We start from the raw sequence: 13,792 nt of genomic DNA, 5'->3' as shown, positions 1-13,792 counted from the left end.
CACCGCACCGTGCGACTCATCCCGCCGCACAGATTGGCCGCCATCCGTGACCTCCCCCGCGACGCCTGACCACGTTCGTCCCGACCCCGATCGGCCGCTCACGATCCTGATCGGCTGCGACACCTTCGCGCCCGACATCAACGGAGCCGCCCGTTTCGCCGAGCGCCTCGCGGCCGGCCTGGTGGTCCGCGGCCACGACGTGCACGTCGTGGCGCCGAACACCGAGTACCGTCGCGCGGCCCCGCGTACCGAGGTGGTCGAAGACCAGCCGATGACGCTGCACAGGCTGCCGTCGGTGCGCTGGCCTCCCCACGACTGGCTCCGTTTCGTCTGGCCGTGGCGGTCGAAGCACTACGCGCGTCAGGTGTTCGACGCGGTCAAGCCCGACGTGGTGCACATCCAGTCGCACATCGTGCTGGGTCGCGGCCTGGCCCGTGAGGCGCGCAAGCGCGGCATCCCGATCGTCGCGACCAACCACGTCATGGCCGAGAACCTGCTCGACTTCACCGCCCTCCCCGCGTTCCTCAACCGCTACATCCTGGCGCTGGCCTGGGCCGATGCGAAGCGCACGTTCGACATGACCCGCGCCGTCACGACACCCACGCGCAACGCCGCCGACTTCCTCGAGTCGACGATCGACCTCCACGGCGTGATCCCGATCAGCTGCGGCATCGATCAGGCGAACTACACCGCCGACCTCACCCCGCGTGAGGCGAACCGCATCCTCTTCGTCGGGCGATTGACGACAGAGAAGGGGATCGACGTGCTCCTGAAGGCGGTCGCGAAGCTCGATCCGTCCCTCGACGTGTCGGTCGACCTCGTCGGCGGCGGCGATCAGCGCAAGAACCTCGAGACCCTGAGCGACCAGCTCGGCATCAGATCGCGCGTCACCTTCCACGGGCATGCCTCGGAGGCCGACCTGCGGGCGTTGTACACGCGGGCGAGTGTGTTCGCCATCGCCTCGATCGCCGAACTCCAGTCGATCGCGACGATGGAGGCCATGGCGTCGGGTCTTCCCGTCGTGGCGGCGAATGCGGTCGCGCTGCCGCATCTCGTGCATGACGGCGAGAACGGGTTCCTGTTCGAACCGGGCAACGACGACGAGCTCGCCGCGCGCCTCACCGACGTGCTGACCGCTTCCCCGGAGGAACGGCTGCGCATGCAGAAGGCGTCGCTCGACGGCGTCTCCGTGCACGACATCGGCCGCACCCTCGACACCTTCGAAGCCCTCTACCGGGGCGAGCCGCTCCCCTCGTAACCGCATGCACGTCGTGATGTTCGGCGACCAGCACGTCGAGTCCTCGGGCGGCGCGCAGGTGTCGATGCGGCTGCAACGCCGCTTCCTCGAACGCGCCGGGCACACCGTGACGATCGTCGCGCCGCGCCTTCACGCGCGACGGATCGACGATCCGGCGTACCTCGACCTTCCCTCGGTGCCCCTCACCCCCGACCGCGAGTACGCGATGACCGTGCCCGGTCGCCGGACCGATCGGCGGCTCGACCTCGCGATGACCGGGCGGCCTCCGGTCGACGTGGTGCACGTGCAGGCCGACTTCTGGGGCGCCGTCATCGGGCACCGGTTCGCCCGGCGGCACGGCCTGCCGGTCGTTCACACGATGCACAACCGCGTCGACGTCGGCATCGAAGCCACCGCCCCCTTCCCGAAGCTCGTCCTGCGGATGCTCAACTCCTGGGCGGGGCGGATGCTGCCGGCCGGGGCGACGTCGCGGCGCGGCACGGACGGGTGGGCGTATCTGCGGATGCTGGCGGAGGGTGCCGACGCCGTCACCGCGCCCTCCGCCCACTTCGCGCATCGTCTCGAGGAGCACGGTGTCTTCCCGAGGGTCGACGTGGTCTGGAACGGCATCGACGACGAGATCCTCGATGCCGCACGCGATCGCCCCCGTTCCGATTCGCCGCATCCGTCACGCCCTCGCTTCGTCTGGGTCGGGCGCATGAGCCCCGAGAAGCGGTTGCTACCGTTCCTGCGCGCGGTCGTCGAGTCGGGGGTGGCGGCCGACGTCGAGATCATCGGCGGTGGCGGGCAGCTGCGCGCTGCGCGTCGGATCGTCGAGGCGGGCACCGGCGCCACGCGGGTGGAGTTCGCCGGGCGACTTCCCTACGCCGAGACGCTGCGTCGCATCGGTGCCGCCGATGCGGTCGTGCAGACCTCGATCGGTTTCGAGACGCAGGGCATGACCGTCTTCGAGGCGGCGTCGCTGGGTACGCCGACCGTGGTGAGCGATCCCGACATCGCCGCCGAGCTGCGCTCGGGATCGTGGCCGGTCGCCGACGCATCGACCACGGCGCTCGCCCGCGCCCTGAGCGCCGCCGCCGCGGACATCATGCGCGGCGCTTCCCCGCGGCCCGATCCGGCCGTCGCCGAGGAGTTCCGGCAGTCGTCTCGGACGGCCGCGATGGTCGAGCTGTACGACCGCGTGGCCGCGAGCACCCGCGGAGCGTGAGCGAGCCTCAGGGCAGGCGGTTGCGGTCGGTGGGGAGGCGGCGGTAGCCGTCGGTGAACAGCGAGCGGACGGACGCCGCGATCGCGACGGCGGCGAGCAGGGCTGAGGCGAGAAGGACGATCACGGCAGTAACGCTATGGTTGTACGAATCGAGCCACGAGTGGCAGGATAGACACGCATCGCGTTTTTCCTGCCATTCACCCATCGTGAGGTCGCACCATGAGAACGGTCGCCGTCGTCGTCCAGAACGGGTTCGCGCCCTTCGAGTTCGGTCTCGCGTGCGAGGCGTTCGGGCTCGATCGCAGCGACGACGGGATCGAGCCGTTCGACTTCCGCATCGTGACGCCGGAGCCGGGTGCGATCCCGAGCAACCTCGGATTCTCGATCAACGTCGAGCACGACCTGGCGTTCGCTGACGACGCCGACCTCGTGGTCGTCACCCCGATTCCGCGCGAGGACTGGGGGCGCGTCGACGTCCGCGTCGCGGACGTCGTGCGGCGGGCGGCCGACCGCGGCGCCTGGCTCCTGAGCGTCTGCAGCGGGTCGTTCGTGCTCGCCGCCTCGGGAGTCCTCGACGGTCACCGGGCGACGACGCATTGGCGGTACGCCGACGTGATGGCGTCGATGTACCCCGCGATCGACGTCGATCCCGATGTGCTCTACGTGCAGGCCGACCGCATCATCACCAGTGCCGGCACCGCCGCAGGGCTCGACGCGTGCCTGCATCTGCTGCGGCAGGAGCTGGGCGCCGAGATGGCGAACATCATCGCCCGCCGCATGGTCGTGCCGCCGCAGCGCGACGGGGGGCAGGCGCAGTTCATCGTGGCGCCTCTTCCGATCGAGGCTTCGCTCTCACTGGCCCCGGTGAGCGACTGGATGCTGCAGAACCTCGCGCTGGATCTGACGGTCGACCAGCTCGCGGCGCGGGCGCACATGTCTCCGCGCACCTTCGCCCGCCGGTTCAAGGCCGACTTCGGTGCGACGCCGGCCGCCTGGCTGGGGCGTCAGCGGATCATCCACGCGCAACGGCTGCTCGAGCAGTCCGGGCTCGGGCTCGATCGCATCGCCGCCGAGAGCGGATTCGGGTCGGCGGCGGTGCTGCGTCAGAACTTCGCGCGCACCCTCGGGATCACGCCGACCGCGTACCGCGCCCGGTTCGCCTGCACCGACGAGGCCCAGGAGGCCGTCGTCGGGGCAGGGTCGAGCGCGACGCCCGAACTCGCGCCCGTCGCCTGACCGAGCGGACCGCCGGCGTCAGGTGGACACGAACGCGGCGTGGTCGGTGCGGGTGAGGTCGGCGTACGCGTAGGCCCAGTCGACGATCGGATCGGCGAGGGCCCGGCCGCCGCCGGCGTAGCCGGCGACGGCGGCGGCGTTCGGCGACTGGGCGTGCGCGCGCGCGAGGGTGGCCGCGCAGGCCTGCGCGTAGCGCTGAAAGGGGGCGTCGTCGAGTTCGACCATCTCGATCCCGCCCTTCATGTCGTGGAACTGGCGCACATAGAAGTCGCGATCGGGACCGCGGACGTGACCGAGGAACGGGTCGGACACCGCCTGCAGCACCCGTTGCAGCGAGACCACGCGAGCGCCCTCCCCGGATGCGGCGACCACCTCGGTCAGCGCGGCGGGCTGGGGGGCGCCGCCGTACTGCTCCAGAACGCTCCGCCCCGCCTCCTTGCCCTGCAGCATGAGCGCGTGCCCGTCGCCGTCCTGCAGCAGCACGAGGAAGCAGCGCGTGCCGACGCTGCCGACGCCGACCACGCGCAGCACGACGTCGACGGCTTCGTAGTGGGAGAGCAGCATCCGCACGTCGACGTTCACCGAGGCGCGGTAGTCGCCGTCGACGGCGAGCATGAGGCGACTGGTCTCGAGGTCGACGTGCACGGTGGTCGGCGGCTGATCGACGAAGGCGAGGCGCCCTCCGTCTCCCTCGGTCGTGAGCCTGCGGACCGCCCGCTTGCCCGTGCGGCGCTTGGCGTCGCGGATGGCTTCGACGACAACGCTCCGCGACTGCGGGTCGTAGGAGTCGAGCAGTTCCTGCGGGCTGAAATGCTCGAAGTAGCGCGCGAGCGGGTCGCGTTCGACCAGGCGGTCGAGCACCCGCGCGTAGGTGCGCACGGCCGCGGCCGCCGACTCCTGCACGACGCGGTCGTCGCGTGCTGTCTCCTGTCCTGCCAGCACGACGCTGGTGACGAGCCGCTTGAGGTCCCACTCCCACGGTGCCCATGCGGCCTCGTCGAAGTCGTTGAGGTCGAACACGAGCGAGCGCTGGGGCGAGGCGTAGAACCCGAAGTTCGCCACGTGCGCGTCGCCGCAGGATGCCACGGCGATCCCCGTGCTCGCGTCGCGCGCGAGGTCGGCGGCCATGACGGCGGCGGCTCCCCGATAGAACGCGAAGACGCTGGCCGACATGCGCTCCGCGCGCATCGGCACGAGCTCGGGCACCCGCGAGGCGTTCTGCGAGGCGAGGACGCCGAGCGGGTCGCGGCCGGTCGTGGTGAGTCGCGCCAGGTCGCGGCGCGGGAGGCGCTGCCGCGCGTCCCTCCCGAAGGCGCGTCGGTCTGCGGAGCTCGGCGGCGGGTTGCGCGGTTCGGCGGGTGCGGGCGTCGTCACGGCATCACCGTAGTCCTCCGCCGGGAGGGCTGGTGGGAAACGGGGGTCGCTGATAAAGTTGAGTCCGACGCACTCAACTTTTATCGAGTGCCCACCGATTTCCAGGAGACCGTATGAACGCCACGCAACAGCCCGGACAGGAGGAGGCGCAGAGCGCCCTCGAGCAGTTCGGCATCAACCTCACCGACCGCGCCCGTCAGGGCAAGCTCGACCCCGTCATCGGGCGCGACTCCGAGATCCGCCGGGTCAGCCAGGTGCTCACCCGGCGCACCAAGAACAACCCCGTCCTCATCGGCGAACCCGGTGTCGGCAAGACCGCCGTCGTGGAAGGTCTCGCCCAGCGCATCGTCGCGGGCGACGTGGCCGAGAGCCTCAAGGGCAAGGAGCTCATCACCCTCGACATCTCGGCGCTCGTCGCCGGGGCGATGTACCGCGGTCAGTTCGAGGAGCGCCTCAAGAGCGTGCTCAAGGAGATCACCGAGTCCGACGGGCGGGTGATCACGTTCATCGACGAGCTGCACGTGCTCATGGGCGCCGGCGGCGGAGAGGGGTCGGTCGCCGCGTCCAACATGCTCAAGCCGATGCTCGCGCGCGGAGAGCTGCGCCTCATCGGGGCGACCACGCTCAACGAGTACCGCGAGTTCATCGAGAGGGATGCTGCGCTGGAACGCCGTTTCCAGCAGGTCTACGTGGGCGAGCCGACCGTCGAAGACACCATCGCGATCCTCCGCGGACTCAAGGAGCGCTACGAGGCCCACCACAAGGTCGCGATCGCGGATGCGGCTCTCGTCGCCGCAGCATCCCTGTCGCACCGCTACATCCCCGCCCGCCAGCTGCCCGACAAGGCGATCGACCTGATCGACGAGGCGGCGTCGCGCCTGCGCATGGAGATCGACTCCGCTCCGCTGGAGATCGACGAGCTGCGGCGCCACGTCGACCGGCTCAAGCTCGAAGAGCTCGCGCTGAAGAAGGAGAAAGACGCCGCGTCGAAGGAGCGGCTGGCAGCTCTGCGCGAGACCCTCGGCAAGGAGCAGGCCCACCTCGACGAGCTGCAGGCCCGGTGGGAGCGCGAGCGCGCCTCGCTCAACCGCGTCGGCGACCTGAAGACGAAGCTCGATACGGCCCGGATGGAGGCCGAGCGGGCGCAGCGCGAGGGCAACCTCGAGAAGGCGTCGCGCCTGCTGTACGCCGACATCCCCGCGCTCGAGCGCGAGCTCATGACGGCCGAGGGCGAAGAGACCGCCGGTGAAGACCGGATGGTCAACGACCAGGTCACCGACGAAGACATCGCCGCGGTCATCGCCGCGTGGACGGGCATTCCCGTCGGGCGGCTGCTGCAGGGCGAGACCGAGAAGCTGCTGCACCTCGAGGCCGAACTCGGCAAGCGCCTGATCGGCCAGAAGGACGCCGTGAAGGCAGTCGCCGACGCGGTGCGCCGCTCGCGTGCGGGCATCAGCGATCCGAACCGGCCGACCGGGTCGTTCCTCTTCCTCGGGCCCACGGGCGTCGGGAAGACCGAGCTGGCCAAGTCGCTCGCCGACTTCCTCTTCGATGACGAGCACGCCATGGTGCGCATCGACATGTCGGAGTACGGCGAGAAGCACTCGGTCTCGCGCCTGGTCGGTGCCCCTCCGGGATACATCGGGTACGAGCAGGGTGGTCAGCTCACCGAGGCCGTTCGCCGACGTCCGTACAGCGTCGTCCTCCTCGACGAGGTAGAGAAGGCCCATCCCGAGGTGTTCGACGTGCTGCTGCAGGTCATGGATGACGGCCGGCTGACCGACGGCCAGGGCCGCACGGTCGACTTCACGAATGTGATCCTGATCCTCACGTCGAATCTCGGCTCGCCGATCCTCATCGACCCGCTGCTCTCGCTCGACGAGAAGAGGGCGCAGGTGCAGGCGCTCGTGCGCCAGGCGTTCAAGCCGGAGTTCATCAACCGCCTCGACGACATCGTGATCTTCCAGGCGCTGACGGAAGACGACCTCGCCCAGATCGTCGAGCTGTCGGTCTTCGCCCTGCAGCGGCGTCTGCGCGAGCGCCGGCTGACGCTCGCCGTTACGCCCGACGCGCGTTCGTGGCTGGCCGAGCGCGGATACGACCCGCTGTTCGGCGCCCGGCCGCTGCGCCGGCTCATCCAGTCCGAGATCCAGGACCGCCTGGCCATGGCGATCCTCGCGGGCGGGGTGCACGACGGCGACGTGGTTCGCGTCGACGTGGCCGCCGATGGGTCGACGCTCGTGCTCACGAGCGACGGCCCGGAGGACGAAGCCCGGGTCTAGGCTGGCGCGTGCCTCCTTCGACCGACGATCGAGACGCATCGCGGCGAAGGAGTGCACGTGTCGAAGAAGGTCAAGCGGGTCCCGAAGAAGGCGTACGAGGCGGAGCTCGAGCGGTTGCAGATCGAGCTCGTCGAGATGCAGCAGTGGGTGACGGCGGTCGGCGCGAGGGTGCTGGTCATCTTCGAGGGCCGGGATGCGGCGGGCAAGGGCGGCGCGATCAAACGCGTCATGCAGTACCTCAACCCGCGTCACGCGCGCGTCGTGGCCTTGCCTCAGCCCTCGGATCGCGAGCGCGGGCAGTGGTACTTCCAGCGTTACATCGAGCGTCTCCCCGCGGCGGGCGAGATCGTGCTGATGGATCGGTCCTGGTACAACCGGGCCGGGGTCGAGCGCGTGATGGGCTACTCGTCGGACGAGGAGTACCAGCGCTTCCTCGTGCAGACGCCCATCGTGGAGCGCCTGCTCGTGGCCGACGGCATCATCGTGCTGAAGTACTGGTTCTCGGTCTCCGACGGCGTGCAGCAGGATCGGTTCGCCTCCCGGCTGAACGACCCGATGCGTCGATGGAAGCTCTCACCCACCGACCTCGAGTCGATCCTGCGGTGGGAGGACTACTCGCGGGCGAAGGATGCGATGTTCGACGCGACCGACATCGACGAAGCGCCCTGGTGGACGATCGAGAGCGACGACAAGCGCGCCTCACGTCTCAACACGATCGCGCATCTGCTGAGCAGCATCCCGTACGAGCGATCCGAACCCGACGAGATCGAGATCCCCGACCGCCCGCCGATCGCCGACGACGCGCGACCGCCGCGCGACCTCCACCGCTCCGTTCCCGACATCGCGAGCGCCCTCGGCGCGAAGAGGAAGTGACCGCGGGTAACGTCGGAGCATGAAGACGGCGCGGGCGCTCTGGGGCTCCACTCATCCCGGTCCGGCGCTCGTCGTCACGGCGCTCTCGCTCGCTCTCGGCATCGCGACGGGCCTCGATCCTGCGCGCATTGCCCTCCTCGTGGCATCGGTGCTGTGCAACCAGATCTCGGTCGGCCTCTCCAACGACGCCATCGACGCCGGTCGTGATCGCGCCGTGGGGCGCACCGACAAGCCCATCGCCGCGGGCGTCGTCTCGGTGCAGCTCGCACTCGGTGTCGCGGTCGGGGCGGTCGTCGCGTCGCTGGCGCTGTCGGCGGTGCTCGGATTCGGGATGCTGGCGGGCCAGGCCCTCATGATCGCCGGGGCCTGGGCGTACAACGCGGGGATGAAGTCGTCGGCCTTCTCGCTCGTGCCGTTCCTCGTCAGCTTCGGGGTCTTCCCGTCGCTCGCGACCCTTTCCGCTCCCGCGCCGACCCTCGCCCCGTTCTGGGCCGCGATCGCCGGTGCCGCGCTCGGAGCGGCGGTGCACCTGACCAACGTGCTCCCCGACCTCGACGACGACCGGGCGACCGGGGTGCGAGGTTTCCCGCATCGCATCGGGCCTCGTGCATCCGCGCTGCTCGCCGTCGGGGGGCTCTTCATCGGAGCGGCGGCCGTGCTCGTCGGCCCCGTCGGCGGCGACCTCGGCCGGATCGCCTGGCCCGGGTGGCTGTTCGCGGGGGCCGTGGGCGTCGTGGCGGTGGCCACCGGCATCCGCGCCCTCGTGCGCCCACCCGATCGCACGGTGTTCCGCTTCGTGATGCTGGCGGCGCTGCTGCTCGCTGCGCAACTGGTGGCGACGGGTTTGGCGCTCGGCGGCTGAGCCACGGGGCGACTTCCTCACGCCGCGCGATCGAGACCCATCGCGTAGGCGTGGGCGACGACGCGGCCCGCGGGGGTGCCGAGTGCGACGCGGAGGGCAGCGCGGCGGAGCACGTCACCGGTCGGCCCCATCGGACGACCGAGCGAGGTGTTCATCGCGGCGAGCCGCGCCGCGGTCTGCGCCGAGGCGATGCGCGCTCGCTCCCAGCGCCGCAGGTCGGCGTCGGGGCGGCGATCGGCCCGCACCCACTCGATCAGGAGCGGGACGAGCGTAGCCGCGTCGAGCAGACCGAGGTTCATGCCCTGACCGCCGATCGGGCTGACCTCGTGGGCGGTGTCACCGATGACCACGAGTCCGCCGCGCACGAGACCGGAGGCGACGGCGCGCCGTACGCGGAAAGACGACGCCGCCGTGAGTTCCGCGGCGGCCTCGCTCTCGCCGCGCATCGCGAGCGCGGCGCGCAGTCGCTCGGTGCGGGCGGCGGGATCGTCGTTTCCACCGGCGTCCCACGCGACGAACCGTCGGCGTCCGCCGGGCAGCGGGAACGACTCGAGCACGCCGCCGTCGTCGAGGTGCACGACGGCCACCGGCCCGCCCGGGGCGGTGAGATCTGCCATGAGGTAGCGGTCGGGATACTCGCGCACCGCCACGCCGCCCTCGCGGAACACGAGACCGCGCGACCCGACGCCCGCGGCCACCACCGCGACGCGGGCGAGGAGGGGCTCGGCGCCGTTCATGAACACGCGCACCCGGTCGCCGTCCGGGCGCACGGCCGTCACGTCGACGCCACGGCGCACGGCGGGCGCGTCGACGGCGAGCACGGCTTCCGTCGCGGACTGCGGCAGGGTCGCCACGAACGGGAACCGCGCAGAGAGCCGGTCGAAGCGCACCTCGCCGAGCAGTCGGCCGCCCGATCGTGCCTCGCCGCGCTCCACGCGCAGCGCGTCCGCCAACAACCGCTCGGTGACCCCGGATGCTTCGAGGGCCGCGAGAACCGGGGCGTGCAGGCCGATCGCCCGCGAACCCGGGGACGCCTCCGGACGCTTTTCGAGCACGACCACGTCGAGGCCGGCGCGATGCAGGCGCCCGGCCAGCAGCATCCCCACCGGTCCGGCGCCGACGATCACCACGTCATGCACGCCCTGCTCCCGTCGCGAGCAGGCGGAACGGCGCGGGTCGGTCGACCCGCCACGGCCGGCCGAGGGCGTCGGCGAGTTCGGCGGCGCGGTAGCTGCGGCGGATCGACCGCAGTCCGTCGGTATGAAGGAAGGTGCCGGGGCTGAGGGGCGCGGCCCCGACCCCGTAGAGCGCGTAGGCGAGGCGTCCGCGCTCGATGTCGGCGTGCAGCACCGTGCCCCGCGACAGGGCGAGCGAGTCGTCGGCGAAGCGGGTCAGCGCCGCCGGGGAGAGGTGGTGCAGCACGTGATTCGACACGACGACGTCGAAGGTCTCGCCCGCCGCGAGCAGTTCGGCCGAATCGGCGCGAACGAAACGGATGCGGCTCGAGCTGCGCCCTCGCGCGGCCTCATGCGCGCGCGGGTCGGGATCGGCCCCGGTCCAGTCGACGACGAGCCCGTCCTTGCGGGTGAGGGCGTCGAGCCGGGCGACGAGGTCGCCGCCGCCGGAGCCCAGATCGAGCACGCGCGCCGGTCGGCCCAGGCTCCTCAGGTACGGCCGCAGGCGTGTGCGGTACACGCCGCCCCAGCCGGCGACGAGCCGGTTGACGGTGTCGAAACGACGATAGGTGGCGGCGAGGCGCACCGGGTCGCAGTCGGGGTCGTCCATGATCTCCGTGAGATCGACCGCACGTTCGCGCATGCTCATCGCGCGGTCAGCGACCGGTGGCGCCCGCGACCAGGTCGCGGACCGCCTCGACGGGTGCCTCGACCCCGCGCACCGACATCCGCGCGGCCTCGATCGTGAGTCCGGGTCCGAAGGCGAGCACCGCGAGTCGCTCGCCCTCGCGACGGTCGTTTTCCATCATGCGGCGCAGCACGAAGAGGATGGTCGCGCTCGACATGTTGCCGTACTCGCGCAGCACGTCGCGCGAGTGGGCGAGAGCGCTCGGGTCGAGGTCGAGGCCGTCCTCGACGCGGTCGAGGATGCTGCGCCCGCCCGGGTGCACCGCCCACGCGTCGACGGCCGCGGTGCCGCCGAAGAGGTCGACGGCCACCGCCTCGATCTCGCGTCCGATGATGCGTGGCACCTGGGCGGTGAGGGTCATCTCGAACCCCTCGTCGCCGACGGTCCACACCATGTCTTTCTCGCCGTCCTCGGTGAGCCGGGTGCCGAACCCGTCGAGGTCGAGGCGCCGACCGACATGTCGGGCGGGATCGGCGCTGACGACCGCCGCGGCCGCGCCGTCGGCGAAGACCGATGCGGCGACGATCTGCTCGGGGTCGTTCGAACTGCGGATGTGGAGGGAGCACAGCTCCGCGCACACCACGAGCACGACCGCGTCGGGTTGCGCCGCCGCGATCCGGGCGGCGGCCCGGAGGCCGGGGATGGCCGCGGCGCAGCCGATGAATCCGAGGTGGTAGCGCTCGGTCGCAGGCGAGAGCCCGAGGTCGCGTACGAGCAGGTAGTCGGGGCCGGGAGCGAACATCCCCGTACACGACACGGTGATGACGTGCGTGACCTCCGAGGGCTGGACGCCGGAGCGGGCCAGGGCGTCGCGGGCGGCGGCCGCGAACAGTGCCGGCACCGTGCGGCGGTACTCGGCGTTGCGCTCGCCGGTCGACGGTACGCGCAGCACCGGGGTGCCGTCGCGGAGATTCAGACCCGATGCGTCGCCGCCACCGAGCTCGCCGAGCACCGTGTAGCGCGTATCGATCGCGGCGGCATCGAAGGCCGCACCGAGCAGGCGGCGCGCGCGTCGGTCGATGGCGGGCTGCTCCGCGAGGAGGTCGCGCACATCGCCCTGTTGCAGGCGCGTTGCGGGCACCGCGGTGCCGATCCCCAGGATGCTGGCAGTCATGCTTCACCATAGGCACACCCGGGGGCTCCGGGGTCGGTCTGGCGAACCGTCTTGCCGCCGTCTATGGTGCGTCCGGCTCCGCCGACGATCGATGCTCGCGCTTGTATGCTGTCGAACAGCGTGCATGGCCGGTCGCCCTTGCAACGACAGGGCAGTGCGCGGGGGGTCCGAGTAGCTGAGAGGCTGACGATGGTCGACGAATCGTCCGTACCTGACGAGGTCATGCAGGCGACGATCGATGCGTCGGGTGCGCTGCTCGCCATCATCGCGCGATCGCTCGAACCCGCGCTGGAACAGGTGACGGTCGCGCAGTTCCGCATTCTCGTCATCCTCCATCGGGAAGGCCCGACGCGCATGGGCGCGCTGGCCGAACGAGCCGGGGTGGCTCCGTCGACCGTGACGCGCATGATCGAGCGGATGATCGGCGGCGGGTGGGTCGAGCGCGAGACCAGCGCGGCGAGCCGCCGAGAGATCTTCGTGCGTGCCACGTCCCGCGGAGCGGAACTCGTCGACGAGGTGATGCGGCGGCGGAAGGACGAACTGCGGATCGTGCTGGCCGACGTGCCGCCCGAGCGTCAGGAGCAGCTTCGCCGCGCGCTGGGAGCCTTCGCGGCCGCGGCCGGCGAGGCGGGTCCGCAGCCGGACTCGTGGCCCGTGCTCTGACCGCGGCCGCTACACCTCTTCGGACTCCGCGCGGGCGAGCCCGAGTGTGAGGATGTCGGTTCGCGCGAGCGCATCTATGACCGGGAACGTGTCGAGGGCCTCGCGGAACTCCTCGCGTTGACGGTCGTCGAGGCGGCGCAGCACCCGCTCGAACTCGGCGCGATACCGGGCGGCGATGTCTTCCAGCAGGTGAACGCCGCGAGGGAGTATGCGCAGCGTTGCGGCTTCGGCCGCGCCGGCAGAGACGACGAACCGCTCGGCGGCGAGTCGGTCGACGTCGTCTGCGATCCTCTCGGGGGGTCGATTGAGACGCGAGGGCAGATGCTCGAGCGGCCAGCCCTGCGATGCGAGGGCGACGAGGCGGACGTCGTCGAATCGTGCTCCCTCGACATTGTTCGCGACAGCGCGAGCGGTGATCGCCAGAACGGCGCGGAGAGCTCCCATGACTTCGTCGTGCTCATCTGCGTCGGGTGCGTTCGTGTCTGTCGCCATACTTCCTCTTCGAAGTCAAACCGGAATCCGATTGGATGACCTCTGGTAGCTTCGGTTAACAATTGCACAGAAGCAACCATTGGCTCCGTCGTAGAAATTTCTCGCAGCGGCGGTCTCCATGTTGCGTGCTCCGACCCACCCGATACAAAGGATTCACGTGAAAATCACTTCCACATGGAAGAAGATGGCGGCCGTCGCGGCCGTCGTCGCACTGAGCTCGGCCGGCGCCCTTCTCGGCACGACCGCGGCACAGGCCGCACCCGCAGACTTCTCGGTGACGAGCCCCACTTCCGGACAGACGGCCGACTCGCGCACCGTCACCTTCACCGGTACGGGAACCAGCGGCTCGCGGATCAACGTTCTCGACGAGAACGGTGACCGCATCCCGGGCACCGGTTCGACGACGGTCATCAACGGCACCTGGTCGACCCAGGGCACCTACGCCGACGATGCTCCTGTCGCCCAGACCGTGTACGTCAACCAGCTCACCGGCCTGTCGGGCGATGGCAACACCTCGGTCTCGTTCTCGCTCCCCGCGGTCGAGGGTGTCTTCTCGGTGACGAGCCCG

General features: G+C 70.7%; 13 protein-coding genes. 8 read left to right on the top strand and 5 right to left on the bottom strand.

Translation table 11 applies throughout. The features are described 5' to 3' along the window. Positions 1–46 precede the first annotated feature (46 nt). The 3 genes from ABTU82_RS08065 (at position 47) to ABTU82_RS08055 (ending at position 3,701) form a co-directional block, all read left to right on the top strand. Positions 47–1,258, top strand: a complete 1,212-nt coding sequence (locus ABTU82_RS08065) for a glycosyltransferase (RefSeq protein WP_407172808.1) — start codon at positions 47–49, stop codon at positions 1,256–1,258. 4 nt (positions 1,259–1,262) lie between these two features. After that, on the top strand, positions 1,263–2,465 hold the full coding sequence (locus tag ABTU82_RS08060; protein ID WP_407172806.1) for a glycosyltransferase: 1,203 nt from the start codon (positions 1,263–1,265) through the stop codon (positions 2,463–2,465). 219 nt (positions 2,466–2,684) lie between these two features. Then, a complete protein-coding gene (locus ABTU82_RS08055; protein ID WP_407172805.1) occupies positions 2,685–3,701 on the top strand; it encodes a GlxA family transcriptional regulator in 1,017 nt (338 codons plus the stop codon). Between the two features lie 18 nt (positions 3,702–3,719). Here the strand turns inward: ABTU82_RS08055 and ABTU82_RS08050 are convergent, their stop codons facing one another. Next, the gene (locus tag ABTU82_RS08050) at positions 3,720–5,075 is read right to left on the bottom strand and encodes a DUF2252 domain-containing protein (protein WP_407172803.1); all 1,356 of its coding nucleotides are present in this window, start codon (positions 5,073–5,075) and stop codon (positions 3,720–3,722) included. A gap of 113 nt (positions 5,076–5,188) precedes the next feature. Here ABTU82_RS08050 and ABTU82_RS08045 point away from each other — a divergent pair, with 113 nt between their 5' ends. Genes ABTU82_RS08045 through ABTU82_RS08035 form a run of 3 tightly spaced genes read left to right on the top strand, consistent with a single transcriptional unit; the run spans position 5,189 to position 9,092 of the window. Continuing rightward, the gene (locus ABTU82_RS08045) at positions 5,189–7,357 is read left to right on the top strand and encodes an ATP-dependent Clp protease ATP-binding subunit (protein ID WP_407172802.1); all 2,169 of its coding nucleotides are present in this window, start codon (positions 5,189–5,191) and stop codon (positions 7,355–7,357) included. Between the two features lie 57 nt (positions 7,358–7,414). Beyond that, positions 7,415–8,230: a polyphosphate kinase 2 gene (gene ppk2, locus ABTU82_RS08040; protein WP_116646849.1), complete on the top strand. Its 816-nt coding sequence runs from the start codon at positions 7,415–7,417 to the stop codon at positions 8,228–8,230. 19 nt (positions 8,231–8,249) lie between these two features. Further along, positions 8,250–9,092, top strand: a complete 843-nt coding sequence (locus tag ABTU82_RS08035; RefSeq protein WP_407172799.1) for a UbiA family prenyltransferase — start codon at positions 8,250–8,252, stop codon at positions 9,090–9,092. 17 nt (positions 9,093–9,109) lie between these two features. Here the strand turns inward: ABTU82_RS08035 and ABTU82_RS08030 are convergent, their stop codons facing one another. Genes ABTU82_RS08030 through ABTU82_RS08020 form a run of 3 tightly spaced genes read right to left on the bottom strand, consistent with a single transcriptional unit; the run spans position 9,110 to position 12,069 of the window. Beyond that, entirely contained in the window at positions 9,110–10,231 is a 1,122-nt protein-coding gene (locus tag ABTU82_RS08030) for an FAD-dependent oxidoreductase (RefSeq protein ID WP_407172797.1), read from the bottom strand. Next, on the bottom strand, positions 10,224–10,916 hold the full coding sequence (locus tag ABTU82_RS08025) for a methyltransferase domain-containing protein (RefSeq protein WP_407172795.1): 693 nt from the start codon (positions 10,914–10,916) through the stop codon (positions 10,224–10,226). The genes ABTU82_RS08030 and ABTU82_RS08025 overlap by 8 nt, the downstream gene beginning before the upstream one ends. A gap of 7 nt (positions 10,917–10,923) precedes the next feature. Then, positions 10,924–12,069: a type III polyketide synthase gene (locus ABTU82_RS08020; protein WP_407172793.1), complete on the bottom strand. Its 1,146-nt coding sequence runs from the start codon at positions 12,067–12,069 to the stop codon at positions 10,924–10,926. A 189-nt stretch (positions 12,070–12,258) separates the two neighbouring features. On the opposite strand from ABTU82_RS08020, the gene ABTU82_RS08015 reads away from it, so the two are divergent. Then, complete coding sequence (locus ABTU82_RS08015; protein ID WP_165817925.1) at positions 12,259–12,732, top strand: MarR family winged helix-turn-helix transcriptional regulator; 474 nt, start codon at positions 12,259–12,261, stop codon at positions 12,730–12,732. A 9-nt stretch (positions 12,733–12,741) separates the two neighbouring features. Here ABTU82_RS08015 and ABTU82_RS08010 read toward each other — a convergent pair whose 3' ends face one another. Further along, positions 12,742–13,224 carry a hypothetical protein gene (locus tag ABTU82_RS08010; protein ID WP_116646843.1) on the bottom strand — a complete coding sequence of 161 codons (483 nt, stop codon included), beginning with the start codon at positions 13,222–13,224 and terminating at the stop codon, positions 12,742–12,744. A 157-nt stretch (positions 13,225–13,381) separates the two neighbouring features. On the opposite strand from ABTU82_RS08010, the gene ABTU82_RS08005 reads away from it, so the two are divergent. Continuing rightward, the coding region (locus tag ABTU82_RS08005; protein ID WP_407172791.1) for a hypothetical protein at positions 13,382–13,792 on the top strand (411 nt) is incomplete at its 3' end.

This window comes from Microbacterium deferens (genome assembly GCF_045517775.1).
Lineage (GTDB): Bacteria > Actinomycetota > Actinomycetes > Actinomycetales > Microbacteriaceae > Microbacterium.
The sequence above is the reverse complement of the archived record's forward strand: the minus strand, read 5'-3'. Positions and strand labels throughout refer to the sequence as shown.

Coding starts and splice junctions, on each gene's coding strand:
- ABTU82_RS08015 (WP_165817925.1), top strand. CDS start 12,259: ATGGTCGACGAATCGTCCGTACCTGACGAGGTCATGCAGGCGACGATC.
- ABTU82_RS08035 (WP_407172799.1), top strand. CDS start 8,250: ATGAAGACGGCGCGGGCGCTCTGGGGCTCCACTCATCCCGGTCCGGCG.
- ABTU82_RS08045 (WP_407172802.1), top strand. CDS start 5,189: ATGAACGCCACGCAACAGCCCGGACAGGAGGAGGCGCAGAGCGCCCTC.
- ABTU82_RS08025 (WP_407172795.1), bottom strand. CDS start 10,916: ATGAGCATGCGCGAACGTGCGGTCGATCTCACGGAGATCATGGACGAC.
- ABTU82_RS08020 (WP_407172793.1), bottom strand. CDS start 12,069: ATGACTGCCAGCATCCTGGGGATCGGCACCGCGGTGCCCGCAACGCGC.
- ABTU82_RS08060 (WP_407172806.1), top strand. CDS start 1,263: ATGCACGTCGTGATGTTCGGCGACCAGCACGTCGAGTCCTCGGGCGGC.
- ABTU82_RS08010 (WP_116646843.1), bottom strand. CDS start 13,224: ATGGCGACAGACACGAACGCACCCGACGCAGATGAGCACGACGAAGTC.
- ABTU82_RS08055 (WP_407172805.1), top strand. CDS start 2,685: ATGAGAACGGTCGCCGTCGTCGTCCAGAACGGGTTCGCGCCCTTCGAG.